This is a genomic window from Pseudomonas sp. CF161 (genome assembly GCF_000416215.1).
Taxonomy (GTDB): Bacteria; Pseudomonadota; Gammaproteobacteria; order Pseudomonadales; family Pseudomonadaceae; genus Aquipseudomonas.
In genome coordinates this window covers 127,553-152,295 of record NZ_ATLP01000089.1, presented here as the reverse complement: position 1 = coordinate 152,295, position 24,743 = coordinate 127,553, and the positions used below count along the sequence as shown (strand labels likewise).

General features: G+C 62.1%; 18 protein-coding genes. 6 read left to right on the top strand and 12 right to left on the bottom strand.

Going from position 1 to position 24,743, the window contains the following annotated elements:
* Positions 1-2: 2 nt before the first annotated feature.
* The 4 genes from efeU to CF161_RS17920 form a co-directional block, all read right to left on the bottom strand.
* On the bottom strand, positions 3-851 hold the full coding sequence (efeU, locus tag CF161_RS17935; RefSeq protein WP_020298006.1) for an iron uptake transporter permease EfeU: 849 nt from the start codon (positions 849-851) through the stop codon (positions 3-5).
* A 267-nt stretch (positions 852-1,118) separates the two neighbouring features.
* The gene (locus CF161_RS17930) at positions 1,119-2,024 is read right to left on the bottom strand and encodes an AraC family transcriptional regulator (protein ID WP_020298005.1); all 906 of its coding nucleotides are present in this window, start codon (positions 2,022-2,024) and stop codon (positions 1,119-1,121) included.
* A gap of 148 nt (positions 2,025-2,172) precedes the next feature.
* Positions 2,173-3,471, bottom strand: a complete 1,299-nt coding sequence (locus CF161_RS17925) for a glycosyltransferase (protein WP_020298004.1) — start codon at positions 3,469-3,471, stop codon at positions 2,173-2,175.
* A 142-nt stretch (positions 3,472-3,613) separates the two neighbouring features.
* Positions 3,614-3,973 (bottom strand): response regulator, encoded by a 360-nt coding sequence (locus CF161_RS17920; RefSeq protein ID WP_020298003.1) that lies wholly within the window; start codon positions 3,971-3,973, stop codon positions 3,614-3,616.
* Positions 3,974-4,237: 264 nt separating this feature from the next.
* Between CF161_RS17920 and CF161_RS17915 the strand changes: the two genes are divergently transcribed.
* The 5 genes from CF161_RS17915 (at position 4,238) to CF161_RS17895 (ending at position 10,786) form a co-directional block, all read left to right on the top strand.
* Positions 4,238-7,738, top strand: coding sequence for a response regulator (locus tag CF161_RS17915; RefSeq protein ID WP_020298002.1), 3,501 nt, complete (start codon positions 4,238-4,240; stop codon positions 7,736-7,738).
* A complete protein-coding gene (locus CF161_RS17910) occupies positions 7,738-8,553 on the top strand; it encodes a protein-glutamate O-methyltransferase CheR (protein ID WP_020298001.1) in 816 nt (271 codons plus the stop codon). Before CF161_RS17915 ends, CF161_RS17910 begins: the two co-directional genes overlap by 1 nt.
* A complete protein-coding gene (locus CF161_RS17905) occupies positions 8,550-9,155 on the top strand; it encodes a chemotaxis protein CheB (RefSeq protein WP_020298000.1) in 606 nt (201 codons plus the stop codon). The genes CF161_RS17910 and CF161_RS17905 overlap by 4 nt, the downstream gene beginning before the upstream one ends.
* A complete protein-coding gene (locus CF161_RS17900) occupies positions 9,149-10,342 on the top strand; it encodes a hybrid sensor histidine kinase/response regulator (RefSeq protein WP_020297999.1) in 1,194 nt (397 codons plus the stop codon). The genes CF161_RS17905 and CF161_RS17900 overlap by 7 nt, the downstream gene beginning before the upstream one ends.
* A gap of 66 nt (positions 10,343-10,408) precedes the next feature.
* Complete coding sequence (locus CF161_RS17895) at positions 10,409-10,786, top strand: response regulator (protein WP_020297998.1); 378 nt, start codon at positions 10,409-10,411, stop codon at positions 10,784-10,786.
* A 24-nt stretch (positions 10,787-10,810) separates the two neighbouring features.
* Here CF161_RS17895 and CF161_RS17890 read toward each other — a convergent pair whose 3' ends face one another.
* The 8 genes from CF161_RS17890 to CF161_RS17855 all read right to left on the bottom strand — a co-directional run bounded on the left by CF161_RS17890 (position 10,811) and on the right by CF161_RS17855 (position 23,249).
* The gene (locus CF161_RS17890; RefSeq protein WP_020297997.1) at positions 10,811-12,478 is read right to left on the bottom strand and encodes an ATP-binding protein; all 1,668 of its coding nucleotides are present in this window, start codon (positions 12,476-12,478) and stop codon (positions 10,811-10,813) included.
* Entirely contained in the window at positions 12,475-13,977 is a 1,503-nt protein-coding gene (locus CF161_RS17885; protein WP_043229744.1) for an ATPase domain-containing protein, read from the bottom strand. The genes CF161_RS17890 and CF161_RS17885 overlap by 4 nt, the downstream gene beginning before the upstream one ends.
* A 258-nt stretch (positions 13,978-14,235) precedes the next feature.
* Positions 14,236-15,291, bottom strand: a complete 1,056-nt coding sequence (locus tag CF161_RS17880) for a lipopolysaccharide assembly protein LapB (protein WP_020297995.1) — start codon at positions 15,289-15,291, stop codon at positions 14,236-14,238.
* Between the two features lie 76 nt (positions 15,292-15,367).
* Entirely contained in the window at positions 15,368-16,267 is a 900-nt protein-coding gene (locus CF161_RS17875; protein WP_020297994.1) for a bestrophin family protein, read from the bottom strand.
* Positions 16,268-16,515: 248 nt separating this feature from the next.
* Complete coding sequence (locus tag CF161_RS17870) at positions 16,516-17,937, bottom strand: efflux transporter outer membrane subunit (protein ID WP_020297993.1); 1,422 nt, start codon at positions 17,935-17,937, stop codon at positions 16,516-16,518.
* Complete coding sequence (locus tag CF161_RS17865; protein ID WP_020297992.1) at positions 17,934-21,113, bottom strand: efflux RND transporter permease subunit; 3,180 nt, start codon at positions 21,111-21,113, stop codon at positions 17,934-17,936. The genes CF161_RS17870 and CF161_RS17865 overlap by 4 nt, the downstream gene beginning before the upstream one ends.
* A 14-nt stretch (positions 21,114-21,127) precedes the next feature.
* Positions 21,128-22,384 (bottom strand): multidrug efflux RND transporter periplasmic adaptor subunit MexE, encoded by a 1,257-nt coding sequence (gene mexE, locus CF161_RS17860; protein WP_020297991.1) that lies wholly within the window; start codon positions 22,382-22,384, stop codon positions 21,128-21,130.
* Between the two features lie 238 nt (positions 22,385-22,622).
* Positions 22,623-23,249, bottom strand: a complete 627-nt coding sequence (locus CF161_RS17855; RefSeq protein ID WP_020297990.1) for a response regulator transcription factor — start codon at positions 23,247-23,249, stop codon at positions 22,623-22,625.
* Positions 23,250-23,459: 210 nt separating this feature from the next.
* Here CF161_RS17855 and CF161_RS17850 point away from each other — a divergent pair, with 210 nt between their 5' ends.
* Positions 23,460-24,668: an EAL domain-containing protein gene (locus CF161_RS17850; protein ID WP_020297989.1), complete on the top strand. Its 1,209-nt coding sequence runs from the start codon at positions 23,460-23,462 to the stop codon at positions 24,666-24,668.
* The last annotated feature ends 75 nt before the right edge of the window (positions 24,669-24,743 follow it).

Sequence of the window (24,743 nt, the reverse complement as noted above, 5' to 3'; positions counted from 1 at the left end):
CCTTACTGGCTGGAAACGGAAGACGAGGCGCTGGCCGGTTTGGCGGGTGGGGCGCTGGGCAGGAAGAACAGCACCAGGGTCACCACCAGGTACAGCAGGTAGGCGCCCAGGGTGCTGATGGTCGGCGCATCCTGGTAGCCGAACATGCCGGCCAGGACCGAACCCAGCGGGCCATCCATCGGCAGGCTGGCGCTGAAGTCGAAGAGCACGGTTTGCAGGTGGTTCCAGACGCCTGCTTCATGCAGGGCCTGCACCGAGTTGGCGAGGATCCCGGCGGCGACCACCAGGATAAACAGCCCGGTCCAGCGGAAGAACGCGCCGAGGTTCAGGCGCATGCTGCCGGTGTAGATCAGGAAGCCGACGATAATCGCCAGGATCAGCCCGAGCAGGGCGCCTATGGGGGCGGCTGGGCCTTCGCTCTGCTGGAACACCGCCAGCAGGAAGAACACGGTCTCCAGGCCTTCGCGGGCCACGGCGAAAAACACCATGGCGATCAGCGCAGTGACCTGGTGCTTGGAGCCCGCCAGAGCATGGTCCAGGGACACATGCAGCGAATGCTTGATGGAGCGCGCCACCTTGCGCATCCAGAACACCATGGAGCTGAGGATGCCCACCGCCACCAGCCCGACCACGCCTTCAAACAGCTCCTGCTGTTTTTGCGGGAATTCCGCGCTCATCAACTCCAGGCCGCCGCCTACCAGCAGGGCCAGGGCCGCGGCGAGAAAGACGCCGATCCACACCGCGGGCATCCACTGGCCACGACCGGTCTGCTTCAGGTAGCTGGCGATAATGCCAACGATAAGCGCGGCTTCAATGCCTTCGCGCAGCATGATCAAAAAGGGAACGAGCATTCAGCACCGGAGGGGAAGGAGTCTGGGTTTCAATTTGTAACATAATGATACTCATTGCTGAATGACTATTATTGGCATCTCCTGAACATGGGCTGAACGGGATTCGTTTACAAATAGCCAGGCCCCGGCTGTGACGGCGTAGCGTTGAATCTGGCGGGAATTGCCGTTCGTCGCCCACCACGCGCCCCGGGGCCGTGCGCGGCAGGCGAAGCGTGGATTGATCGAGGAGGAGGGGCCAGAAGGCCGATTTAGAGCGTCAGAAACGGCCTAGCCGAGGTTTTGCTCGGTCAGCCGTTGGACCGCCAGGCGGCGGTAATGGGAGGGGGTCATGCCCTTGAGTTGCTGGAAGCGCCGGTTGAAGTTGGAGATGTTGTTGAAGCCGGATTCGAAACACACATCGGTCACCGGCTTGTCGCCGTCGGCCAGCAACTCGCAGGATTTGCTGATCCGCAGGCGATTGACAAACTCGACAAAGCATCGCCCGGTGGCCTGCTTGAACACCCGGGAGAAATAGGTGGGTTTCATGCCCAGGTAGTCGGCGACTTCTTCCAGCGGCAGTTCCCGGGCGTAGTGAGTAAAGATGTAGTCCACCGCGCGGTTGGTGCGATCCACATTGTGTTCGTCGGCCAGTTGCACATTGGTTGCGCCGGACAGCAACTGGAAGTCGTCACTGGCTGCCAGCAGCTCCAGCAGGATGAAAAAGTGCCCCAGGCGCGTGACGCCGCTGGAATCGGCGATGCGCTGCATCAGGTTCATGGCCTGGGCAATGGTGCGCTTGCAGCGGAACTCGATGCCGTATTGCGCGCGTTCCAGCAGCGGGGCGAGGTTTTTCAGCTCGGCGAATACCTGGTAGCCGCTTTCGAACAATTCGTCGGTGAAGTTCACCAGCATGTCGCGCTTGGGCACCACTTCATCCTCGGCCACCTGGCTGATCCAGTTATGGGGCAGGTTGGGGCCGGTGAGGAACAGGGATTCGGGGTAGAAGTTGCCGATGTAGTCGCCGATGAACACCTTGCCCGAGCTGGCGACGATCAGGTGCAGCTCGTATTCCTTGTGAAAGTGCCAGCGCACCAGGGGGCAGGGAAAACCGTGCTGGCGATAGATGATCGACAGGCCGTTGTGGTCGTCCATCAGCTCATAGGAAGGGTCGGTGATTTTCGCGGATCGGCTCATGGCGCAGGGCTTTTCTTGTTGTTGGCCCGACGGATAATGCCCTCTGCCACCTCCTGGCACCAGTGCCAGGCTGCGTTGGCCATCTGTGGCGATGCATCTTCATCTGACACGGCACGGCGCCCTCACGGGCCAGCGCAGCCCGCGGCGGCTACGGAGTTGGGATGCGGTTTTTGGCTTCGATCCACTGGGCCATGTACTGGGTACTTTTGTGGTGATGGTGGCGCAGCATGGCGCCGGTGAAGTTGTCGCGGCGCAGTTGGGCCAGGTTGGCCCGGCATTCGGCCAGGCGCTGGATCAGGGCCGGGCCATGCACGGGCTGGCGGTAGCGGGCGGCGAGCAGTTGCTGGCCCCGTTGCTGGGCCTGAAGCCAGGCTGCCGGGTCTTGATACAGGCGCACTGCCGCTTCTGCCAAGGCCGTGGCCGATTGCGCGATGGCCCCCGGCCAGGGTTCGTCGGCGTGCATGGCTTCGGCGCCGACCGGGGTGGTGATGCTCGGCGTGCCGCAGAGCATGGCATCCACCAGCTTGCCCTTGATCCCGGCGCCGAACCGCAGGGGCGCCAGGCAGATGCGCGCGGCACTCATCACCTGCAGCGCGTCCTCGGCCCAGTTCATGATGTGAAAGCCTTGCCCCGGGTTATGCAGCGCCGCCGCCTTGGGCGGGGTGTAGGCGCCATATAGATGCAGCTGGGCGCCGGGCAATTGCTGGCGGATCAGCGGCCACAGGCTGTTCTTCATCCACAGCACCGCATCCCAGTTCGGCGCGTGGCGGAAGTTGCCGATGCTGAGAAAGTGCGCGCGCTCTTCATAAGGCACAAAGCGCTCGGGCACCTGCTCCAGCATCAGCGGGCACCAGTGCAGCAGGGCTGGCGGCAACTTGAAGTGCTCGACCAGCAGTTGGATTTCAAACTCGGAAATCATCAGGTTCAGGTCGCAGCGATAGATCGCGGCAATCTCGCGCTTGGCCAGGTCGGTCTCGGCCATGTTCTCGAACTCTTCGCGCAGCGCCGGGGCGAACAGGGCACTGAAGTCGTCGCTGTCAGTGCTGTCTTTCAGGCGCTGCTTGAGCCGGTCGTGGCGCGCGTGGCGCAGGCTCTGCAGGTCGGAGGTCTCCAGTACGCGCAAGGCGTTCGGGCAATGCTGCTCGACGCGCCAGCCAAACTGCTCCTCCATCATGAACTGATCGAACAGCACGATATCCGGCGCCAGCTCGGCGACAAAACGGTCGAAGCTGCTGTTGTTGAGCTCGATCGGGCACTCGCGAATGCCCAGGGCCGCCAGGTCTTCCTTGTGCTCGCCCTCATTGGCCGGGCTGCTGAAGGTGATGTCCCAGCCCTGTTCGAGGAAGGTCTGGAGTATCTGCATCATGTGTCCGCCCGCAGCGGAGGAACGGGGTTCGGGCCAGACGTAACCAATGATCAGGACTTTGGTTGCGGCGGTCGGACTCATGAGCGGGTATTCCTGGCAGGCGAGGGAAGAAATCGGGGCGCAATTAAACCACAGCTGGGCACAGGCGCCGCGATCAACGCAGCGCCTTCAGCAAGGCTCGGGCGGGAGGGGCAGGCTCAGCCTGGGTCTTCAGGCGCCGCCATCAGGCGAGGATGGAACGCACCTTGTCACGCAATTGGTCGATGGAGAACGGCTTGCCGATGACCGACATGCCGGGCGGCACTTCGATGTTTTCGGCATAGCCGCTGGCAAACAGAATCGGCAGGCTCGGGCGCAGTTCCCGGGCGCGTGCGGCCAATTGCTTGCCGTCCATGCCGGGCAGGCCGACGTCGGTCATCAACAGGTCGATGCTCAGGCCGGTGTCTTCGAGCAGTACCAGGGCGGCCTCGCTGCCGTCGGCTTCCAGTACCTTGAACTCAAGCTCTTCGAGCACGTCGACGATCAGCATGCGCACGATGGTGTCGTCTTCGACTACAAGGATGGTGGAAGCGATGCTGGACATAAAAGGACACTCTCGGAAAATTGAAATCGGTAGGCCGGGGCCGGAAAATCGCGGCCTCTTGCATCAGTAAGTCGCGACTGATCACAAGTTCCCGAAGCTGTACAAAAAACCTTTGCTGTACAACCGGCGCCCAGAATAACTGCTCTTGCGCCAGCAGGGCAGTGCGCAACGATAAATTGCCGGGCAAAACTCGCAGAAAAATAGCTCCAGGGGCCCTTTGTGGGGCAAACTCCGTGTTTTTTTACACTTCACCAAGGCCAAATCATGATCCGTCCGTCTTCGGTTGATGAACAGAGTTTTCGCAAACTCCTGAGTCGCAACATCTCTCTGCCATTGGGTGTCGGGGTGTTGAGTGCGGTTTTTTTCGTGTCCCTGATTACCTACCTGTTGTCGGTGATCCAGTGGGTCGAGCACACCGACCGGGTGATCAATAACGTCAACGAGGCCTCGAGGCTGACCGTTGACCTGGAAACCGGCATGCGTGGGTTCCTGATCACCGGCGACGAACGCTTCCTTGACCCCTATGAAGTGGCCAAGCCACGGATCATCGACGAGCTGCAAAGCCTGCAGCAACTGGTGGCGGACAACCCGCAGCAAGTCGACCGCTTCCGCCGCCTGGAAGCCTTGCAGGTCGAGTGGAACAAGTACGCCCAGGGCATGATCGACCTGCAGCGCCAGAGCGGTGACTATCGCGGCGCGGTGAAGGCCGGACGGGGCAAGCGCCTGACCGATGAAATCCGCAGGGAATACGACGAAGCCGTGGCCATGGAGCAGCAGCTGCGGGTGGCGCGCAATGAAGATGTCCGGCGCACCACCATTCTCAGCGTGACCCTGTACCTGGTATTCGTCCTGGGCCTGAGCGGGCTGCTGGCCTACATCGGCCGGCGTGACTTGATGGCCCTGTCGAAAAGCTACAGCGACAACCTCGAGTCCCAGCAACGAAGCGCCCGGCGCCTGGAGCAGCAAGCCTGGCTGCGCAATGGCCAGACCGAACTGGCCGAGCAGGTCCTGGGGCAACTGACCCTGAACCTGCTGGGGCGCAACATTCTGCAATTCTTCGCGCAATACCTGGGCTCGCCGGTGGCGGCTATCTATGTGCGTGAAGAGCACGGCGGCCTGAAACGGGTGGCGAGCTACGGTTTTTCCCGGGAGCAGGAGCAACAGGAACAGTCGATCTACAGCGGCGAGGGCATTGTTGGCCAGGCGGCCCAGGAAAACCGTCTGATCCGCCTGGACGAGGTGCCGGTGGACTACTTCAAGGTCAGCTCCGGCCTCGGCGACGGCGCGCCACGCAGTGTGCTGGTGGTGCCGACCAGCAACGACGAGCGGGTCAACGGGGTGATCGAGCTGGGCTTCCTGCGGGCCTTGACCGACCGCGATATCGAATTGCTCGAACTGATCGCCGACAACATCGGCACCTCCATCGAGGCGGCGCGCTATCGCCAGCGCCTGCAGGAAGTCCTGGCTGAAACCCAGCAGCTCAATGAAGAGCTGCAAGTGCAGCAGGAAGAGTTGAAAACCGCCAACGAGGAACTGGAAGAGCAGTCGCGGATCCTCAAGGAGTCCCAGGTCCACCTCGAAACCCAGCAAGTGGAACTGGAGCAGACCAACGAGCAATTGGCCGAACAGGCGCAGACCCTTGCCGAGCAGCGCGACGCCATGGACCGCAAGAACAACGAGCTGAACCAGGCGCAGACCCAGCTCGAAGAACGTGCCGACGAGTTGCAGCGTTCCAGCAAGTACAAGTCCGAATTCCTCGCCAACATGTCCCACGAGCTGCGCACGCCGCTCAACAGTTCGCTGATCCTGGCCAAGCTGCTGGCGGAGAACCCCCAGGAAAACCTCAGCGCCGAGCAGGTCAAGTTTGCCGAGTCGATCTACTCGGCCGGTAACGACTTGCTGAACCTGATCAACGACATTCTAGATATTTCCAAGGTCGAAGCCGGCAAGCTGGAAATGCGCCCGGAAAACGTCAGCGTGCCGCGCCTGATCGAAGGCCTGCGCGGCATGTTCCAGCCGCTGACCCTGGACAAGGGCCTGGCGTTCGAGGTCCAGGTGCAGCCCGGCACGCCGCAGATGCTGTTCACCGACCGCCAGCGCGTCGAGCAGATTCTGAAGAACCTGCTGTCGAACGCGGTGAAGTTTACCGAGAAAGGCCAGGTCAGCCTCACGGCCTTGCGTCAGCCAGGTGTCGGCATTGCCTTTACCGTGCGTGATTCCGGGATCGGCATCGCCCAGGATCAGCAGCAGAGTATTTTCGAAGCCTTCCGCCAGGCCGACGGCACCACCAACCGGCGTTACGGCGGCACCGGCCTGGGCTTGTCGATCTCCCGCGACCTGGCGGCCTTGCTCGGCGGTTCGATCACGGTCAGCAGCGAGCCGGGGCAGGGCAGTATCTTCACCCTGCAATTGCCTGAACACTACATCGAGCAGGCCGAAGGCAGCCCGTTGCCCGAGGCACCGACGGCGGTGGTCAGCACCACGCCGTTCACGCCACGGCCGGCCCCGGCGCCGTTGCCGGAGGTGGTTGAAGTGCCGATCGCGCGCTTTGCCGACGACCGCGACAAGGCTCCTTTCGCCACACGCTGCATCCTGGTGGTGGAAGATGAGCCCAATTTTGCGCACATCCTCTATGACCTGGCCCATGAACTGGGCTACCACTGCCTGGTGGCCCACGGCGCCGATGAAGGCTACAGCCTGGCGGCGCAGTTCATCCCCGACGCGATCCTGCTCGACATGCGCCTGCCGGACCATTCCGGGCTGACGGTGCTGCAGCGCCTCAAGGAGCATGCCGAGACCCGGCATATCCCGGTGCACGTGATTTCGGTGGAAGATCGGGTCGAGGCCGCCATGCACATGGGCGCCGTCGGCTATGCGGTCAAGCCCACCACCCGTGAAGAGCTCAAGGACGTGTTCGCGCGCCTGGAAGCCAAGCTGACGCAGAAGGTCAAACGCGTGCTGCTGGTGGAAGACGACGACTTGCAACGCGACAGCATCGCCCGCCTGATCGGTGACGACGACATCGAAATCACCGCCGTCGGCCTGGCCCAGGAAGCCCTGGACCTGCTGCGCCAGAACATCTACGACTGCATGATCATCGACCTGAAACTGCCGGACATGCTGGGCAACGATCTGCTCAAGCGCATGTCCACCGAAGACATCTGTTCGTTCCCGCCGGTGATTGTCTACACCGGTCGCAACCTGACCCGCGACGAAGAGGCCGAGCTGCGCAAGTACTCGCGCTCGATCATCATCAAGGGCGCCCGCTCGCCGGAGCGCCTGCTGGATGAAGTGACGCTTTTTCTGCACAAAGTCGAATCCCAGCTGTCCCATGAACGACAGAAGATGCTCAAGACCGCCCGCAGCCGCGATCGGGTCTTCGAGGGGCGCAAGATCCTGCTGGTGGACGATGACGTACGCAACATCTTCGCCCTCACCAGTGCCCTGGAGCAGAAAGGCGCGGTCGTGGTGATTGGCCGTAACGGCCACGAGGCGATCGCCAAATTGAATGAAGTCGAGGACATCGACCTGGTGCTGATGGACGTGATGATGCCGGAGATGGATGGCTATGAAGCCACGATCGAGATCCGCAAAGACCCGCGCTGGCGCAAGCTGCCGATCATCGCAGTGACCGCCAAGGCCATGAAGGACGACCAGGAACGTTGCCTGCAGGCCGGTTCCAACGACTACCTGGCCAAGCCGATCGATCTGGATCGCTTGTTTTCGCTCATTCGAGTCTGGTTACCCAAGATGGAAAGAATCTAGTGGAGCGCAATACCGAAATCGAACTGCGTTTGTTGATCGAAGCTATTTATCTCAAATACAGCTACGACTTTCGCGACTACTCCGGCGCTTCGATCAAGCGCCGGGTCAACCATGCCTTGCGCCAGTTCGAATGCAAGACCATCTCGGCCTTGCAGGAGCGGGTGCTGCATGACCCGACGGCGTTCATGCAACTGCTGCAGTTCCTGACGATTCCGGTCAGCGAGATGTTCCGCGACCCGTCGCATTTTCTGGCGATCCGCCAGGAAGTGGTGCCGCTGCTCAAGACCTATCCCTCGATCAAGATCTGGATCGCCGGCTGCAGCACCGGTGAAGAGGTGTATTCCATGGCCATCCTGCTGCGCGAGGAAGGCTTGCTGGAACGCACCATCATCTACGCCACCGACATCAACCCCAGCTCGCTGGAAAAGGCCAAGCAGGGGATCTTCTCCCTGGAGAATATCCGCGCCTACACCCACAACTATCAGCAGGCCGGTGGCCAGCGCTCGTTTGCCGATTACTACACGGCGGCCTACGACTATGCGATTTTCGACAAGACCCTGCGCGAGAACGTGACCTTTGCCGACCACAGCCTGGCCACGGACAGCGTGTTCTCCGAGACACAATTGATTTCGTGTCGTAACGTATTGATTTACTTCAATAAAAAGTTGCAGGATCGGGCGTTTGGGTTGTTTCATGAGTCCTTGTGCCATCGCGGCTTCCTGGTGCTGGGCAGCAAGGAAACCCTGGATTTCTCCGCCTACGGCAAGCATTTCGAACCCCTGGTCAAACAAGAACGGATCTACCGCAAGTTATGAGCCACGGTGTTATCGAACCTGAAACCCTGCCTCGGGTCGAGGCTGTAGTCGTCGGCGCCTCGGCTGGCGGTGTCGAGGCGCTGTTGAGCATCTTTGGCGAGCTGCCACGGGGCTTTGAGCTGCCGATCATTGTCGTGCTGCACCTGCCGGACGAGCGCCGCAGCCAGTTGGCCGAGGTCTTTGCCAAGCGCGTCGCGCTGCCGGTCAAGGAGGCCGAGGACAAGGAATCGGTGACCCCCGGTACCCTGTACTTCGCCGCGCCCGGTTATCACCTGTCGGTGGAGCAGGATCGCAGCCTGTCCCTGAGCCTGGAAGCGCGCCTGCATTACTCGCGCCCGGCCATCGATTACCTGTTCGAGTCCGCCGCCGATGCCTATGGGCCTGCCCTGGCGGCAGTGCTCCTGACCGGGGCCAATCAGGATGGCGCCCGGGGCCTGGCCGAGGTCAAGCGGCGCGGCGGCCTGACCGTGGTCCAGGACCCGCAGGAGGCCCAGGTCGCGACCATGCCGGACGCGGCGCTGGCCCTGCACCAACCGAACTATATTCTCCCTTTGCGCGGCATCAGCCGTCTGCTTGTCGAGCTGGAACGAATCGCATGTTAAGTACAATTCAAGCCAAGCTGCTGATCGTCGACGATCTGCCGGAGAACCTGCTGGCTCTCGAAGCGCTGATCAAGCGCGAAGACCGCACCGTGTACAAGGCGCTGTCGGCTGACGAAGCGCTGTCGTTGCTGCTGCAGCATGAGTTCGCCATGGCCATTCTCGACGTGCAGATGCCGGGCATGAACGGGTTTGAACTGGCCGAACTGATGCGCGGCACGGAAAAGACCAAGAACATCCCCATCGTGTTTGTCAGCGCCGCCGGGCGCGAGCTCAATTACGCCTTCAAGGGCTATGAGAGCGGGGCCGTGGACTTTCTGCACAAACCGCTGGATATCCATGCGGTGAAGAGCAAGGTCAATGTGTTCGTCGACCTGTATCGCCAGAGCAAAGCCATGAAGCAGCAGGTCGAGGCCCTGGAGCAGAGCCGGCGCGAGCAGGAAGTGCTGCTCAAGAAGCTGCAGGCGACCCAGAACGAACTGGAGCAGGCAGTACGCATGCGCGATGACTTCATGTCGATCGTGGCCCATGAAGTGCGCACGCCCCTCAACGGGCTGATTCTCGAAACCCAGCTGCGCAAGATGCACCTGGCGCGGGACAACGCCGCCGCGTTCACCCTGGACAAGATGCACGCCATGGTCGACCGCGATGAGCGCCAGATCAAAAGCCTGATCCGCCTGATCGAAGACATGCTCGACATCTCGCGCATCCGCACCGGCAAACTGTCGATCCGCCCCAGCCGCTTTGACCTGTGCCAGTTGGTCCGGGGCCTGCTGGAAAACTTCGCGCCCCAGGTCGATGCCGCCGAGTCGTCGGTGAGCCTGTGCGCCGAGGACAGCGTTGAAGGCCAGTGGGATGAGTTTCGCATCGAGCAGGTCATTTCCAACCTGCTGACCAACGCCCTGCGCTACGGCGCCAAGAGCCCGATCGAAGTTCGGGTCTACCGCCAGGGCGACGAGGCGCGGGTGGAGGTGCGTGATCACGGGATCGGCATCAGCGAAGACAACCAAAAGCGAATTTTCCAGCAGTTCGAGCGGGTTTCCGGGAGCCCGGTGGCCGCCGGCCTGGGCCTGGGATTGTTCATTTCAGAGCAGATCGTCGCCGCCCACGGCGGTTCCATCACGGTCCAGAGCCGGATCGGCGAAGGCGCGCTGTTTCGCGTGAGCCTGCCGCTTGGGGAAAACCACTAAACTCGACGCAACCTCTGCGTGACCCAGTGGTCGTATCAGCAGCAATTGACCGAACAAAGGCGCCCCATGAGTGAAGATGCACAAGACGTCGTATTGATCGTCGAAGATGAACCGGTGATTTTGATGTTGCTCGCTGACTACCTGTCCGGCCTGGGTTACCGGGTCCTGCAGGCAGAAAACGGCGAACAGGCGTTCGAGATCCTTGCCAGCAAACCGCACCTGGACGTGATGATCACGGATTACCGTCTGCCTGGCGGGATTACCGGGGTGATGATTGCCGAGCCGGCAGTCAAGCTGCGCCCGGACCTGAAGGTGATTTTCATCAGCGGCTACCCGACCGAGATTCTCGAGTCCGGCAGCCCGATCGCCAAGACCGCGCCGATCCTGGCCAAGCCGTTCGACCTCAACAGCTTGCAGGAACAGATCCAGGAACTGCTCGCCTGAGCGCCGGCCTGATGCCCCAGGGCATCAGGCCTTGATCATTTCCCGGACCTTGGCGGTCAGCAGGTCGAAGGTGAAGGGTTTGGTGATCATCTGCATCCCCGGGTCGAGGAAGCCGCCACGCACCGCCGCGTGTTCGGCATACCCGGTGATGAACAGAACTTTGAGCTCGGGGCGGATCTGCCGCCCGATCTCCGCCAGTTGCCGGCCGTTCATGCCGGGCAGGCCCACGTCACTGATCAGCAGATCGATGCGCTGGCCCGAGTCGAGAATCGGCATCGCCCCCACGGCATCGCCGGCTTCGACAAAGTTGTACCCCAGCTCGCTCAACACCGCGCTGACCAGCACCCGGACCGCCGTGTCGTCTTCGACAATCAGCACCGTCTCGCCGTTCTGGGCGTAGGGCAGCAGTTGCGGTGCCAGGTGTTCGTCCTGTTGCACGTCGCCGCTGAAACGCGGCAGGTACAGGCTGACGTCGGTGCCCCGGCCCAGGGCGCTGGAGATGCTGACATGGCCGTGGGACTGCTTGCTGAAGCCGTAGATCATCGACAGGCCCAGCCCTGTGCCCTGGCCGATCGGCTTGGTGGTGAAAAAGGGATCGAACACCCGGTTGATGATGCTTTCCGGCATGCCGCAGCCGTTGTCGCTGACGCGCAGGACCACGTAGTCGCCGGGTTCCAGGTTGTCATGGGCCTGGGTGAAGGCGGAGTCCAGATGCTGGTTGAACGTCTCGACCAGCAGCCGGCCGCCATTGGGCATGGCGTCGCGGGCGTTGAGCACCAGGTTGAGCAGGGCGCTTTCCAGTTGATTAGGGTCGGCTTCGGCGACCCACAGGGTGGGGTTGAGCTGCATCTCCAATTGCGTGCTTTCACTCAGGCTGCGGTGCAGCAGCTCAGCCATGGACGTCACCAGGGTGTTCATCTCCACCGGTTTGGAATCCAGGGACTGGCGCCGCGAAAATGCCAGCAATCGATGAGTCAGGCCGGCGGCGCGGTTGGCGGAGGTCACGCCGAGGTCGATCAGGCTGTCCAGGTCTTCGGTGCGGCCCCGGGCCAGGCGCCGCCGCAGCAGCTCCAGGCTGCCGATGATGCCGGTCAGCATATTGTTGAAGTCGTGGGCAATGCCCCCGGTCAGTTGCCCGACCGCTTCCATTTTCTGGGATTGACGCAGGGCTTCTTCGTTGTGCCGTAGCTGCGCGGTGCGCTCCTCGACCTGCTGCTCCAGGGTTTCCAGGGTGCTTTGCAGACGCAGTTCGCTCTGGCTGAGGTCGATCAACCGGTCCCGCGCTTCATACTGCCGCCGGCGTCCGCGCAGGGCGGTGCTGACCAGGCTGATCAGGGTGGCCGGGTGAAACGGGCGTTCAAGGAAGGTCACGTTACCCAGGTTGCCCAGGCCCGAGGACGGGTTCTGCTCCGGCCCGCCATGGTGGGTCAGGAGCACGATGGGCAGGTCGGACCATGCAGGTTGCTGCTCCAGGTGCTGCAACAAGGGTTCGATATCGGCCCCGCGCAGGGCCTCGGCGGAAATAATCAGCAGCCCGGCGCCGTGCTCCAGTTCCTCGCACAGCGCCGTCAAATGGGGGGTGATCACCCCGTGAAAGCCCGCTTCCTTGAGCATCAGTTGCGCCAGTTGGCTATCACGCCCCAGTGGCGTGAGCACCAGGGCGCGTTCGGAGAGCGGCTCGATAACGGTCACGGCTGCTCATCCTCGAGCAGCGGATTGCTCTCGCCCAGGTACGTAGGCACGCCGCGCAACACGCCCTGGAATGCGGCCAGGGGTTCGCCGATGGTCATGCCCTGGCTGCCGATACGGTATTCACGGATGGTCGATTCATGGCTGCCGGTACGCTTCTTGATAATGGAAATGGCCCGGCGCACCTTGCCCAGGGCCTCGAAGTAACGCAGCAGGATCACGGTGTCGGCCAGGTAGGTGATGTCCACCGGCGCCTGCATATCGCCGACCAGGCCGTGCTGGGCCACGGTCATGAAGGTCGCGGCGCCCTGGCGGTTGAGGTACAGCAGCAGCTCGTGCATGTGCAGCACCAGGGCGTTCTCTTCAGGCATGGCGGCCTGGTAGCCGTTGATGCTGTCGATGACCACGGTCTTGATATTGTCTTTGTCGACGCAGCGCCGGACCCGGTGCGACAGTTCGCCCGGCGACAACTCAGCGGCGTCGACCTGCTCGATCATCAGGTTGCCGGTGGCTTGCAGGGCCTCGAGGTCGATGCCCATGTTTTTCATGCGTTCAAACAGCAGGCCGAGTTCTTCGTCGAAGATAAACAGCGCGGCTTTTTCACCACGGGCCACGGCAGCGGCGGCGAAAACCATGGAGATCAGGGATTTGCCGGTACCGGCCGGACCGAGGATCAGGGTGCTGGAGCCGGTCTCGATACCGCCGCCGAGCAGGGCGTCCATTTCCCGGATGCCGCTGGTCAACTGTTGACGCACATAGCGCCCACGGTGCTCGGCGGCCACCAGCCGTGGGAACACGTGGACGCCGTCGCCCATGATGGTGAAGTCATGGAAGCCGCCGCGGTATTTCTGCCCGCGGTACTTCACCACGCGGATCCGTCGCCGTTCGGCGCCGTAGTTGGGGGTCAGCTCTTCGAGCCGCACCACGCCGTGGGCCACGCTGTGGACGGTCTTGTCCAGGGATTCGGTGGTCAGGTCGTCCAGCAGCAGGACGGTGGCGTCGTAACGCACGAAGTAATGCTTGATGGCCAGGATCTGGCGGCGATAGCGCAATGAGCTTTGCGCCAGCAGGCGGATCTCCGACAGGCTGTCGAGCACCACCCGGGTCGGCTTGACCCGCTCGACCACTTCGAAAATCTGCTTGGTGGCTTCGCCCAGCTCGAGGTCCGAGGAGTACAGCAGGCTTTGCTGGTGCTCGGCGTTGAGCAGGCTTTCCGGCGGGGTGAGTTCGAAGATATGGATGTTTTCGTCCAGCTCCCAACCGTGGGACTGCGCGCCCTGGCGCAGTTCACGTTCGGTTTCCGAGAGGGTGATGTACAGCGAACGTTCGCCGGCGCGGGCGCCAGCCAATAGAAAATGCAAGGCCACGGTGGTTTTGCCGGTGCCAGGCTCGCCTTCGAGCAGAAACACATGCCCGCGGGATAAGCCGCCGGAAAGAATATCGTCCAGACCTTCGATGCCGGTGGCGGCTTTGGCGCTGATCAACTCGGTGGATATCGTCAAGAAATGCCCTCGCGTGGCGACTGATCGTAATAGGCAGTGGCGCGCGAACGCCCTTCAAAACACTGCCTCAATACTTGACCGTCGCCGATGATGGCGGTTCAACATTTATTGTCCGTAGAGGCCGGAGGCGGGGGCTGTCCGGCGTTTACGAGGTATTGCAGAAGTTCAGCGCCCAACGACCTCCGTAGCCGCTGCCGCCAGGCTGCGCAGGCTCTTCAGGACGCTGGAGTGTGTCAGGTCGCAGCCTGGCGGCAGCGGTTACAGGCCTTGCTGCAAGGCCGGGTCGTCGGGGTTTTGCTGTTCGAGTTGGGCCAGCAGCACCTGGACGTTTTGCAACTGGCCGCTTTCTTTCCAGTAGCTGATCAGCAGCACCCGCGCCTTGCGGTTGGCCGGTTGGCGCTGGACGATTTCTTCCAGTTGTTTCTGCGCCGCTTCCAGCTCTTGCTCGCTGTGCAGGGTGGTGGCGAGGTCGTAGCGGTAGTCCGCGTTGTTCGGCTCCAGCTCCACTGCGCGCGACAACCCGAGCAAGGCAAATTCGCCCTGTTGGTGGTGCAGCAGCCACAGGCCCAGGGCGTGTTGCAGATAGGCCGAGTCCTGCTGCGCCTGTAGCTGCTTGGCCAACAGCTGACGCGCGGCGTCGCTGCGGCCCTGTTTATCCAGCACCTCTATTTGCAGCACCACGGCCTGCAGGTTATCCGGTTGCAGGCGCAGGGCCTGCTCGAGGGCCTGCTGGGCTTTGACCAGGTCGGCGTTGTGCAGGTACAGGCGCGCCAGTTGGTACTGGGCTTCGACATCGTCGTCCCGGGTCTTGAGGACCTGGGTGTATTCGTCGATCACCTGTTGCAGGGGCCCGAAATACAGCCCCTGGTCGTCCGGCGACAGCCCGAGCAACGCGGTGGCGGCGGCAAACCGCACGTCCTGTTCCCGGTCTTCCAGCAGCGGGCCCAGCAGCAGGCTGCGCTGGCCGTTGGGCACCAGCCCGAGCACGCTTTGAATGGCCGCCTGGCGCACTTCGGCGCTGGGGTGGTAGAGGTCGGCGTCGGCCAGTTTCAGGGCTTGCGGGCTGGGGTAGTTGGGCAGCTCATTCAACAGCCGGATGCGTCGGACATCGCTCAAGTCGGGGCGCGCCAATTGCTGATAAAGCACCCGCGCCGCGCCCCCCTGGCCGTTGCGTGCCTGCTCCAGAGCCTTGGCATAGCCATGCTTGATCGCCTCCGGCACTTGCGGCGGGCTGCTGCGCAGCATGAACCAGCCCAGGCTCAGGGCCAGGACAACAAGCAGACTGATCAGCAGGTAGCGACGGGGAGGGGACATGCAGGATTCCGGAGCAGAGCGACTTTTTCTAGAGGCGCAAGCTTCGGTCAGGAACCGGCTGGAGTCAAACCCGGACTCAGGTCAACACGTACTCCACCGGCTCCAGCGGCGGCGGCAGCGGGCTTTGCCCCAGCGCTGCCAGGACTTCGCGTTCGAGGGTGCGCAGGATCGCGTTGCACGGCAGATCGTTCTCGTCAAAGCCGAACGGGTCTTCCAGGTCGTCACCGATTTCGTCGAGGCCGAAAAAGGTGTAGCTGACGATCGCGGTAAAGATCGGCGTCAGCCAGCCCAGGGGTTCGGCCATGGCAAACGGCAGCAGGATGCAGAACAGGTAAATGGTGCGATGCAGCAGCAGGGTGTAGGGAAAGGGCAGCGGCGTGCTCTTGATCCGCTCGCAACTGGCCTGGACCTGGCTCAGGCTCACCAGGCGGGTTTCCAGCTGGGTATAACGCCACTCGCTGATCAGGCCCTGTTCGGCCAGGGCCGAGCAACGCCGCCCCAGGCCCTGCAGCAGGTTGTCGGTGATATTCGGATGACTGCGGTCGAGGGGTTCGCTGACCCAGGGCTGGCCGGCGCTGACTTCGTCTTCCAGGCGCAGGCGGGCGATCAGGCTGTGGGCGAAACCGCACAGCTCGCGCAACAGGCTGTCGCGCTGCGGGCTGTATTGAATGATCAGGGTTTCGCGGATCAGCGAGCGCACCTCGATGATCAACTGGCCCAACTGTTTGCGACCTTCCCACCAGCGGTCATAGCAGGCGTTGTTGCGAAAGCTCATGAAGATCGACAGCGACAGGCCGAGCAAGGTGAAGGGCGTGGCATTGACCTTGGAGAAGTACGCCGGGTGCAGGGTTTCCACCAGCACGATCACCGAGGCCAGCAGGGTCACGAGGAGGCTGCGCAGGGCGATACGCTTGGCAATCGACCCTTTGAGGGAGAACAAAATGCCGATCAGGTTCGGCTTGGGGCGGACAATCATGGAGGGGCTACGACCAATGGCGGACACGATGCCGCAGGGCTTGCACGGCGGGTTAAGGCTAGAACCCGAGCCCTGGGTTGTCCAATCGCTACGGCTGACAGGTTGATCAATATCATCTATCAGCGATCATCTCTTCATAAGCCAAAGAGCCCTCAGCGTTAAACCCGAGACCAAAAAAAGCCCCGCGACCGAATGGGGCGCGGGGCAAAAAATTGGTTGGTTGCGGCCAACCAAAGGAGCTCTGTCTGTTACTTGCTGGCCACCGTCTCGGGCTGCCAGCCGCCACCCAGGGCCTTGTAGATGGCGACGATGCCGCGATACAGGTCGACTTCGGCCTGGGCCTGGGAGTCTTCGGCGGCCAGGCGTTCACGCTGGGCGTCGAGCAGGACCAGGAAATCCACCGTGCCTTCGCGATAGCGGATCTGTGCCAAGTCGGCTGCGGCGCGACTCGATTCACTCTGGCGAATCAGCGAGATCAGCCGTTGCTGGCGCTTGCCGTAGTCGCTGAAGGCGTTTTCCGACTCTTCCAGGGCCAGCAGGACTTGCTGCTCGTAGGTCGCCAGGGCGCCATCGGCATTGGCGTCAGCACCGCGCAGGCGGGCCCGCACGCTGCCCAGGTCGAATGCAGCCCAGGTAATGCTCGGGCCCAGGGCCCAGGCATTGGCGGCCGAGGAACCGATCTGCGAACCGCGCCCGGCGGTAAAACCGAGGAAGCCGCTGAGGCTGACCCGTGGGAACAGGTCGGCCTTGGCCACGCCGATCCGTGCCGTCGCCGCCGCCAGTTTGCGTTCGGCGCTGAGAATGTCCGGACGACGTTGCAGCAGTTCACCCGGGTCGCCGATCGGCAGCGCCTTGGCGATTGCCGGCAATTGCGCCGGGCTCAGGTCCACGGTGAGCTTGTCCGGGCGTTCGCCGAGCAGGGTGGCAATGCGATTGCGCTGGCGTACCTGTTCCGCTTGCAGTTGCGGCACGCTGGCTTCGACCGACGCCAGGCGCGCATCGGCGCGCACCACGTCAAGCTGATCACCGACCCCGGCGTCGCGCAGGCTCTCGGTGATCTTGCGCGACTCCTGCTGGTTGTTCAGGTTGGCCAGGGCGATTTTTTCCCGCAACTGGGCGCCCCGCAGTTGGCCGTAGGCGTCCACCAGCTCGGCGATCATGGTCACTTGCAGCTGGTACAAATCAGCCTCGGCGGCCTGCTGGTCGGCGTCGCTGGCTTCCAGGTTGCGCTGGATGCGGCCGAACAGGTCCAGCTCCCAGGCCATGTCCAGGCCCAGGTCGTAGCGCTCGCTGCTGACACGCTTGGTGGTCTGGCCAGGGATCTGCCCCTTGGCCAGGTCACTGCTGGCGCGGCTGGTGATGGTCGGCATGGCGTCATTGCTGGCGTCGTCCCGAATCGCCCGGGCCGCACGCAGCCGGGCAAAGGCTACCCGCAGTTCGCGGTTGCCCTGCAACGACTGGGTCACCAGCTGGTTGAGGACCGGGTCCTCGAATTGCTGCCACCAGATACCTTCGAAGCGTGCACGGTCAAAATTCTTCTGTCCGGCGGCGCCATCGGTGGCGGCCGTGATATGGGCCGCCTCCAGGTTCTCGGTCTTGTAGTCCGGGCCGACGGCACAGGCGCTCAGCGCCAGTACCAGAAGGCTTGGCAGGAAGACTTTCGGGCTCATTGTTGCGCCTCCAGTTTCAGGGCGCGGGCGGCTTTGCGGGCCTCACCGCGCTCCACATAGTTGCGGATCAGGACGTAGAACACCGGAGTCAGCAGCAGACCGAAGAAGGTCACCCCGAGCATCCCGGAGAACACCGCGACACCCATGGCGTGACGCATTTCCGCGCCGGCACCGCTGGAGAACACCAGGGGCACCACACCCATGATGAAGGCGAGCGAGGTCATCAGGATCGGCCGCAGACGCAGGCGGCAGGCTTCCAGCACCGCAGCCAGCGGGTCCAGGCCTTCCTCTTGCTTATCCTTGGCGAACTCGACGATCAGAATCGCGTTCTTGCACGCCAGGCCCACCAGTACGATCAAGCCGATCTGGGTGAAGATGTTGTTGTCGCCCCCCGACAGGATCACCCCGGTAATGGCCGAGAGCAGGGTCATCGGCACGATCAGGATCACCGCCAGTGGCAGGCTCCAGCTTTCGTACTGGGCGGCGAGCACCAGGAACGCCAGCAAGACGCAGAGCGGGAACACAAACAGCGCGGTATTGCCCGAGAGGATCTGCTGGTAGGTCAGGTCGGTCCACTCGTAGGTCATGCCGTTGGGCAGTTCTTCCTTGAGCAGTTTCTCGATGGCTTTTTCGGCTTGGCCGGAGCTGTAGCCTGGGGCCGCCGCACCGTTGATTTCAGCGGTGATAAAGCCGTTGTAGTGCATCACGCGGTCCGGGCCCGAGGTGTCGCTGACCTTGATAAAGGTCGCCAGGGGGATCATCTCGCCTTTGTTGTTGCGCACCTTGAGCTGGCCGATCTGGTCCGGTTCGAGGCGGAACTGCTGCTCTGCCTGGACGTTGACCTGGTAGGTGCGGCCAAAACGGTTGAAGTCGTTGGCATACAGCGAACCCAGGTAGATCTGCAGGGTGTCGAAGATGTCACTGACGGCGACGCCGTGGGTCTTGGCTTTTTCCCGGTCGATGGCGGCATCGACCTGGGGCACGTTCACCGTGTAGCTGGTGAACAACCCGGCCAGTTCCGGCACGTTGTGGCTCTTGTTGATGATGTTCATGGTTTCTTTGTACAGCTCGTCATAGCCCAGGTTGCCCCGGTCCTCGATCTGCAGGCGGAACCCACCGATGGTGCCCAGGCCCTGTACCGGCGGCGGCGGGAAGATCGCCATGTAGGCTTCTTCAATCCCGGCGAACTGGCCGTTCAAGGCACCGGCGATGGCACCGGCCGACTGGCTTGGGTCCTTGCGCTCGTCAAACGGCTTGAGGGTGACAAACACGATGCCGGCGTTGGTGCTGTTGGTGAAACCGTTGATCGACAGGCCAGGGAAGGCCACGGCCGCCTCGACGCCGGGCTGTTTCAGCGCCAGGTCGGACATGCGTTTGATCACTTCCTCGGTACGGTCCAGGCTCGCCGCATCCGGCAGTTGAGCGAAGGCCACCAGGTATTGCTTGTCCTGGCCGGGTACGAAGCCGGTCGGGGTGCTGGAGAAACCGAAGAAGGTCAGGACCATCAACCCGGCGTAGAGCAGCAGGGCGATGCCGCTGCTGCGGATGACCCGGCCCACGGTGCCGACGTAGCCATGGCTGGCACGGTCGAAGAAGCGGTTGAATGGACGGAACAGCCAGCCACCGAAAATCTTGTCCAGCGCCTTGGAGAAGCGGTCCTTGGGCGCGTCGTGGCTTTTCAGCAACACCGCTGCCAGGGCCGGCGACAGGGTCAGGGAGTTGAAGGCCGAGATCACGGTCGAGATGGCGATAGTCAAGGCGAACTGTTTGTAGAACTGCCCGGTCAGCCCGGAAATAAAGGCCGCCGGGATAAACACCGCACACAGCACCAGGGCCGTGGCGATGATCGGGCCGGTGACTTCACGCATGGCACGCTGGGTGGCGTCCACCGGGTTCAAGCCGAGTCCGATGTTACGTTCGACGTTCTCCACCACCACGATGGCGTCGTCCACCACGATCCCGATGGCCAGTACCAGGCCGAACAGCGACAGGGCGTTGAGCGAGAAGCCGAACAGGTGCATCACGGCGAAGGTCCCGATCAGCGAGACCGGTACCGCCACCAGCGGAATGATCGAGGCGCGCCAGGTCTGCAGGAACAGGATCACCACCAGCACCACAAGAATCAGTGCTTCGAACAGGGTATGCACCACAGCCTCGATCGAGCCACGAACGAAGATCGTCGGGTCGTAAACAATGCTGAAGTCCATGCCTTCGGGGAAGTTCTTCTTCAGCTCGGACATCTTGTCCCGAACTTCATTGGAGATCTGGATCGCGTTCGAGCCTGGGCGCTGGAAGATCGGGATCGCCACCGCCGGCTGATTGTTCAGCAGGGAGCGCAGGGCATATTGGCTGGAGCCGAGTTCGACCCGCGCGATGTCCTTGAGTCGGGTGATTTCACCGTTGTCGCCGGAGCGAATGATGATGTTCTCGAACTCTTCCTCGGATACCAGACGCCCCTGGGTGTTGACCGACAGCTGGAAGCTGGTGGCGTTGGGGGCGGGCGGCGCGCCCAGGGTACCGGCGGCGACCTGGCGGTTCTGCTCGCGAATCGCGGTGACCACGTCGGTTGCGGTCAGGTTGCGTGAAGCGGTCTTGTTCGGATCGAGCCAGACCCGCAGCGAGTAGTCGCCCATGCCGAACAGCTGCACGTCACCGACACCGCCCAGGCGCGCCAGCTCGTCCTTGATATTGAGCAAGGCGTAGTTGGACAGGTAGAGCATGTCGTAGCGTTTGTCCGGCGAGGTCAAGTGCACAACCATGGTCAGGTCGGGCGAAGCCTTGTCGACGGTGATACCGATCCGCGTCACTTCTTCGGGCAGCTTGGGCTCGGTGCGGGTCACGCGGTTTTGCACCTGCACCTGCGCGTTGTCCAGGTCGGTGCCCAGGGCGAAGGTGATGGTCAGGGTGATTTTGCCGTCGGCGGTCGATTGCGAGGACATGTAGAGCATGTTCTCGACGCCGGTGATGGCCTGCTCCAGGGGAGCGGCCACGGTTTCGCCGATGACCTTGGGGTTGGCCCCGGGGAAGTTGGCGCGTACCACCACGGTCGGCGGCACCACTTCCGGGTATTCGCTGATTGGCAGCTGGAACAGCGAGATCGCGCCGGCAATCAGGATCAGCAGCGAAAGCACCGCAGCGAAGATCGGCCGTGAAATGAAGAATTGGGAAAAATTCATCGGAGTATCGTCCCTTAACCGCGTGGAGTCGCAGCGCTGGCCAGTTTCACTGCCGAGCCAGGCGCGCTTTTGGCGGGCGTGACTGGGGGCAGGTTGCTGGCTTCCAGTGCTTGTCGTTGTTGCGCCAGAGCGGCGAGGGTTTCCTTGGAGGCCATGGGGATCACTTCAGGCGTGACCGGCGAACCCGGACGCACCCGCTGCAAGCCCTTGACGATGATGGTGTCGTCCTTGTTCAGGCCGCTGCGCACGATGCGCAGGCCTTCGATCTTCGGCCCCAGTTCGACGGCGCGGTAGGCGGACTTGTTGTCGCCATCCATCACCAGGACGAACTTCTTGCCCAGGTCGGTGCCCACCGCTTCGTCGTTGATCAGCACGGCGGAATAGGTGCCGCTGCCCACCAGTTTCAGGCGTGCATAAAGGCCCGGGGTGTAGGTGCCGTCGCTGTTGTCGAACACGGCGCGGCCGCGGATGGTGCCGGTTTTCGGGTTGACCTGGTTGTCGACGAAGTTCATCTGGCCCAGGTGCGGGTTGCCGTCTTCGTTGGACAGGCCCAGGTACACCGGCGTGGTTGCACCGCGCTGACCCTGGCGTGCGAGCTGGGTGTACTTGAGGAACACGCGCTCATCGGCGTCGAAGTAGGCGTAGACCTTGTCGGTGGAGACCACGCTGGTCAGCGCGGTGGTATCGGCGGTCACCAGGTTGCCGGCGGTGATTTCCGCACGGCTGACGCGACCGCTGATAGGCGAGGTCACGCGGGTGAAGCTCAGGTTCAGTTTGGCCAGGTCCAGTTGCGCCTGGATCGCGCCGACGGCAGCCCGGGCTTCCTGGGAAGCGCTGGTGCGCGAGTCGGCCAATTCGGCGGAGATCGCATTGCTGGCACGCAGGCGTTCGCCGCGCTGGGCTTCGTTTTCACTGCGGGTGGCGTTGGCACGGCCTTGGGCGACCAGGGCTTCCAGACGGCGCACCTCAGCCTGGAATGGGCGTGGATCGATCTGGAACAACAAATCGCCCTTTTTCACCAGGGCGCCTTCGGTGAAGGCCACTTGATCGATCTGGCCGGAAACCCGTGGGCGGATTTCAACGGTTTCCGGGGCTTCGAGGCGCCCGGTGAATTCGTCCCATTCATTGACCGGCTGTTCCAGCACCTTGGCCACGCTGACTTTGGCAGCGGGCATGCTGGCGGCGGTTTCCGGGGCTTTACCGCAAGCACTCATCACCAGCACGGCCAGGGCCGCGAGTGGATAGCGCAAGAGTTTGAGTGACTGGTCCATGGTTCATCCGCCAAGGTAATTTAAGATGGGCGGATGATGAGCGGCAGGCTGTTATCGCACGAATCGAATGAAGCGAAGGTAACTATCATCGGGAATGATAGAGAGGCCCAGGCGAGCCCCCTAGCATGCGCCTTTCGTTAGGGGGCTATCAATTACAGGCTGCGCAATTCAGTGTTTCCATTCGTGCAACGATGCTGCAGGGCAGGGCGGCAGCAGCCCTGGGCAGATGCTGGTCATTTCAAGCCGTTAAGGCATTGCGTTTGGCGAACTCCGCCAGGTCCACCAGGGACGTGGCATTCAGTTTCTGCAGCAGACGGGTCTTGTAGGTACTGATGGTTTTGTTGCTGAGGAACAGCATTTCGCTGATCTGCTTGTTCGAGTAGCCCTGGGCCAAGTGCTGCAAGACCGTCAACTCGCGATCAGTCAGGGACTGAATCTGCATCAGCTCGGTGAGTTGTTCCGCCGGATTGACCGTGTCCGAGGCCAGTGGAGGAAAGAAGGTATACCCGCTGTCCACCGCCTTGATCGCGGTAATCAGATTGTCCATACCTTCTTCTTTATTGACGAAACCACGGGCGCCGAGCTGGATACAGCGGCGGCACACCGAGTCGGCAGGTTGCGAGGTCAATATCAATATTTCACTGCGCACATTGAGTGTCTTGATTCGGGTAATAACGTTGAAACCATCCAGTTTTGGAATGCCGATATCGAGAATCACCACCTGCGGTGTCAGCTCACGTACCAACTGAACCGCATCGATACCGTTGTCGGCTTCACCCACCACACGCATGCCGTTTTTTTCCAGCAGGGCCCTGACGGCAAATCGAATCACCGGATGATCGTCAACTATCAGAACACTGTGCATGGTGTGGTTTAACCTCTTGAAAATACGTCGGTCAGGGGACGTCTTATTGGGGGGGAAAGCTGACGCCATTATTAGCCGAGCCGGACAGCGGAGTACTTGCGCCTAGTTTAGCTTCGGAAAATTCCTGGATGACATAGGAAATTTCCCATTTAGGCCTCGGATGCAGCCTCGCACACTGATCATCTCCCCCTTTTTATGTGTAGACCTGCGATGCAAGACTTGATTGTTTTGGTGCTCGAGGATGAACCCTTTCAGCGCCTGGTTACCGTGACCGCGCTGGAAAAGCTGCTGCCGGGCCGTGTTCTGCAAGCGGCGGACGGTGATAAGGCGGTGGCTATCCTGGCCGAGTGCAGCCACGTGGATATTGTTCTCTGTGATCTGAAAATGGCCGGGATGGATGGCCTGGCCTTTCTGCGTCATGCCAGCAACAGCGGCAAGGTGCGAGGGGTGGTGCTGTGCAGCGAGCTTGAACCTATCCTGCGCCAGGCCACGGTGTCGATGATCCATTGCCTGGGCCTGCCGTTCCTCGGCGATTTGGGCAAGCCCTTCAACATGGAGGGCTTCTGCCTGCTGGTCAAACGCTACCAGGCGCGTTGCAATGCCGCGCCCATCTTGCTGTCGCCGGCCGAGATGCCAACGCTGGGCGACGTGCGGCAGGGCCTGGACGACCACCAGTTCGAGGCCTATTACCAACCCAAAGTCACCCTGCATGGGCAAGTCCTGGTGGGTGCAGAAGTGCTCGCGCGTTGGGCGCACCCGCAGTTGGGGATCTTGGCCCCCGCGCACTTTTTACCGGTGATGGAGCAGCACAACCTGATCGACAGGATGTTCTGGCGTCTGTTCGAACAGGGGTTGGCCCTGCACCAGCGGCTGGCGGCCCAGGGCCGGGGGATCAACCTGGCGTTCAACCTGCACCCGGCGCAGTTGGCCAACGCCGTATTGACCGAGCGCATTCCGATGCTGCTCAAGCGTGCCAAGGTTCCGCCGGCCAGCGTGATGTTCGAGATCACCGAGTCGGCGCTTATCAGTGCTCCGGCCAGCAGCCTGGAGAACCTGGTACGGCTGCGCATTCTTGGTTGCGGCCTGGCCATGGATGATTTTGGCGCCGGATACTCCTCCCTGGATCGGCTCAGCGAGCTGCCATTCAGCCAGATCAAGCTCGACCGGGCGTTCGTGCACAAAATGCAAAGCCAGCCCCGCAGTGCCGCGATTGTCAGTTGCTCGGTGGCACTGGCGCGGGCACTGAACATTTCGCTGGTCATAGAAGGGGTGGAAACCGTCGAGCAACAGGCTCGCCTGATCGAGTTGGGGTGCAGCATCGGCCAGGGCTTCCTGTTCGCCCGCCCCATGCCGGAAAATCACTTTATCGACTACTGCCTGGGCCGGGCGGCCAACCATGGGCCAGGCATCGATGATTAAGCCTGGCCAACGGCTTTGATCTATCATTGCGCGAGCCGCGACGGCTGCGTTTAGCCACAATACGGCTCCCGTATT

Coding starts and splice junctions, on each gene's coding strand:
- CF161_RS17895 (WP_020297998.1), top strand. CDS start 10,409: ATGAGTGAAGATGCACAAGACGTCGTATTGATCGTCGAAGATGAACCG.
- CF161_RS17865 (WP_020297992.1), bottom strand. CDS start 21,113: ATGAATTTTTCCCAATTCTTCATTTCACGGCCGATCTTCGCTGCGGTG.
- CF161_RS17850 (WP_020297989.1), top strand. CDS start 23,460: ATGCAAGACTTGATTGTTTTGGTGCTCGAGGATGAACCCTTTCAGCGC.
- CF161_RS17930 (WP_020298005.1), bottom strand. CDS start 2,024: ATGAGCCGATCCGCGAAAATCACCGACCCTTCCTATGAGCTGATGGAC.
- CF161_RS17875 (WP_020297994.1), bottom strand. CDS start 16,267: ATGATTGTCCGCCCCAAGCCGAACCTGATCGGCATTTTGTTCTCCCTC.
- CF161_RS17905 (WP_020298000.1), top strand. CDS start 8,550: ATGAGCCACGGTGTTATCGAACCTGAAACCCTGCCTCGGGTCGAGGCT.
- CF161_RS17880 (WP_020297995.1), bottom strand. CDS start 15,291: ATGTCCCCTCCCCGTCGCTACCTGCTGATCAGTCTGCTTGTTGTCCTG.
- CF161_RS17870 (WP_020297993.1), bottom strand. CDS start 17,937: ATGAGCCCGAAAGTCTTCCTGCCAAGCCTTCTGGTACTGGCGCTGAGC.
- CF161_RS17855 (WP_020297990.1), bottom strand. CDS start 23,249: ATGCACAGTGTTCTGATAGTTGACGATCATCCGGTGATTCGATTTGCC.
- CF161_RS17915 (WP_020298002.1), top strand. CDS start 4,238: ATGATCCGTCCGTCTTCGGTTGATGAACAGAGTTTTCGCAAACTCCTG.
- mexE (WP_020297991.1), bottom strand. CDS start 22,384: ATGGACCAGTCACTCAAACTCTTGCGCTATCCACTCGCGGCCCTGGCC.
- CF161_RS17920 (WP_020298003.1), bottom strand. CDS start 3,973: ATGTCCAGCATCGCTTCCACCATCCTTGTAGTCGAAGACGACACCATC.
- efeU (WP_020298006.1), bottom strand. CDS start 851: ATGCTCGTTCCCTTTTTGATCATGCTGCGCGAAGGCATTGAAGCCGCG.
- CF161_RS17925 (WP_020298004.1), bottom strand. CDS start 3,471: ATGAGTCCGACCGCCGCAACCAAAGTCCTGATCATTGGTTACGTCTGG.
- CF161_RS17900 (WP_020297999.1), top strand. CDS start 9,149: ATGTTAAGTACAATTCAAGCCAAGCTGCTGATCGTCGACGATCTGCCG.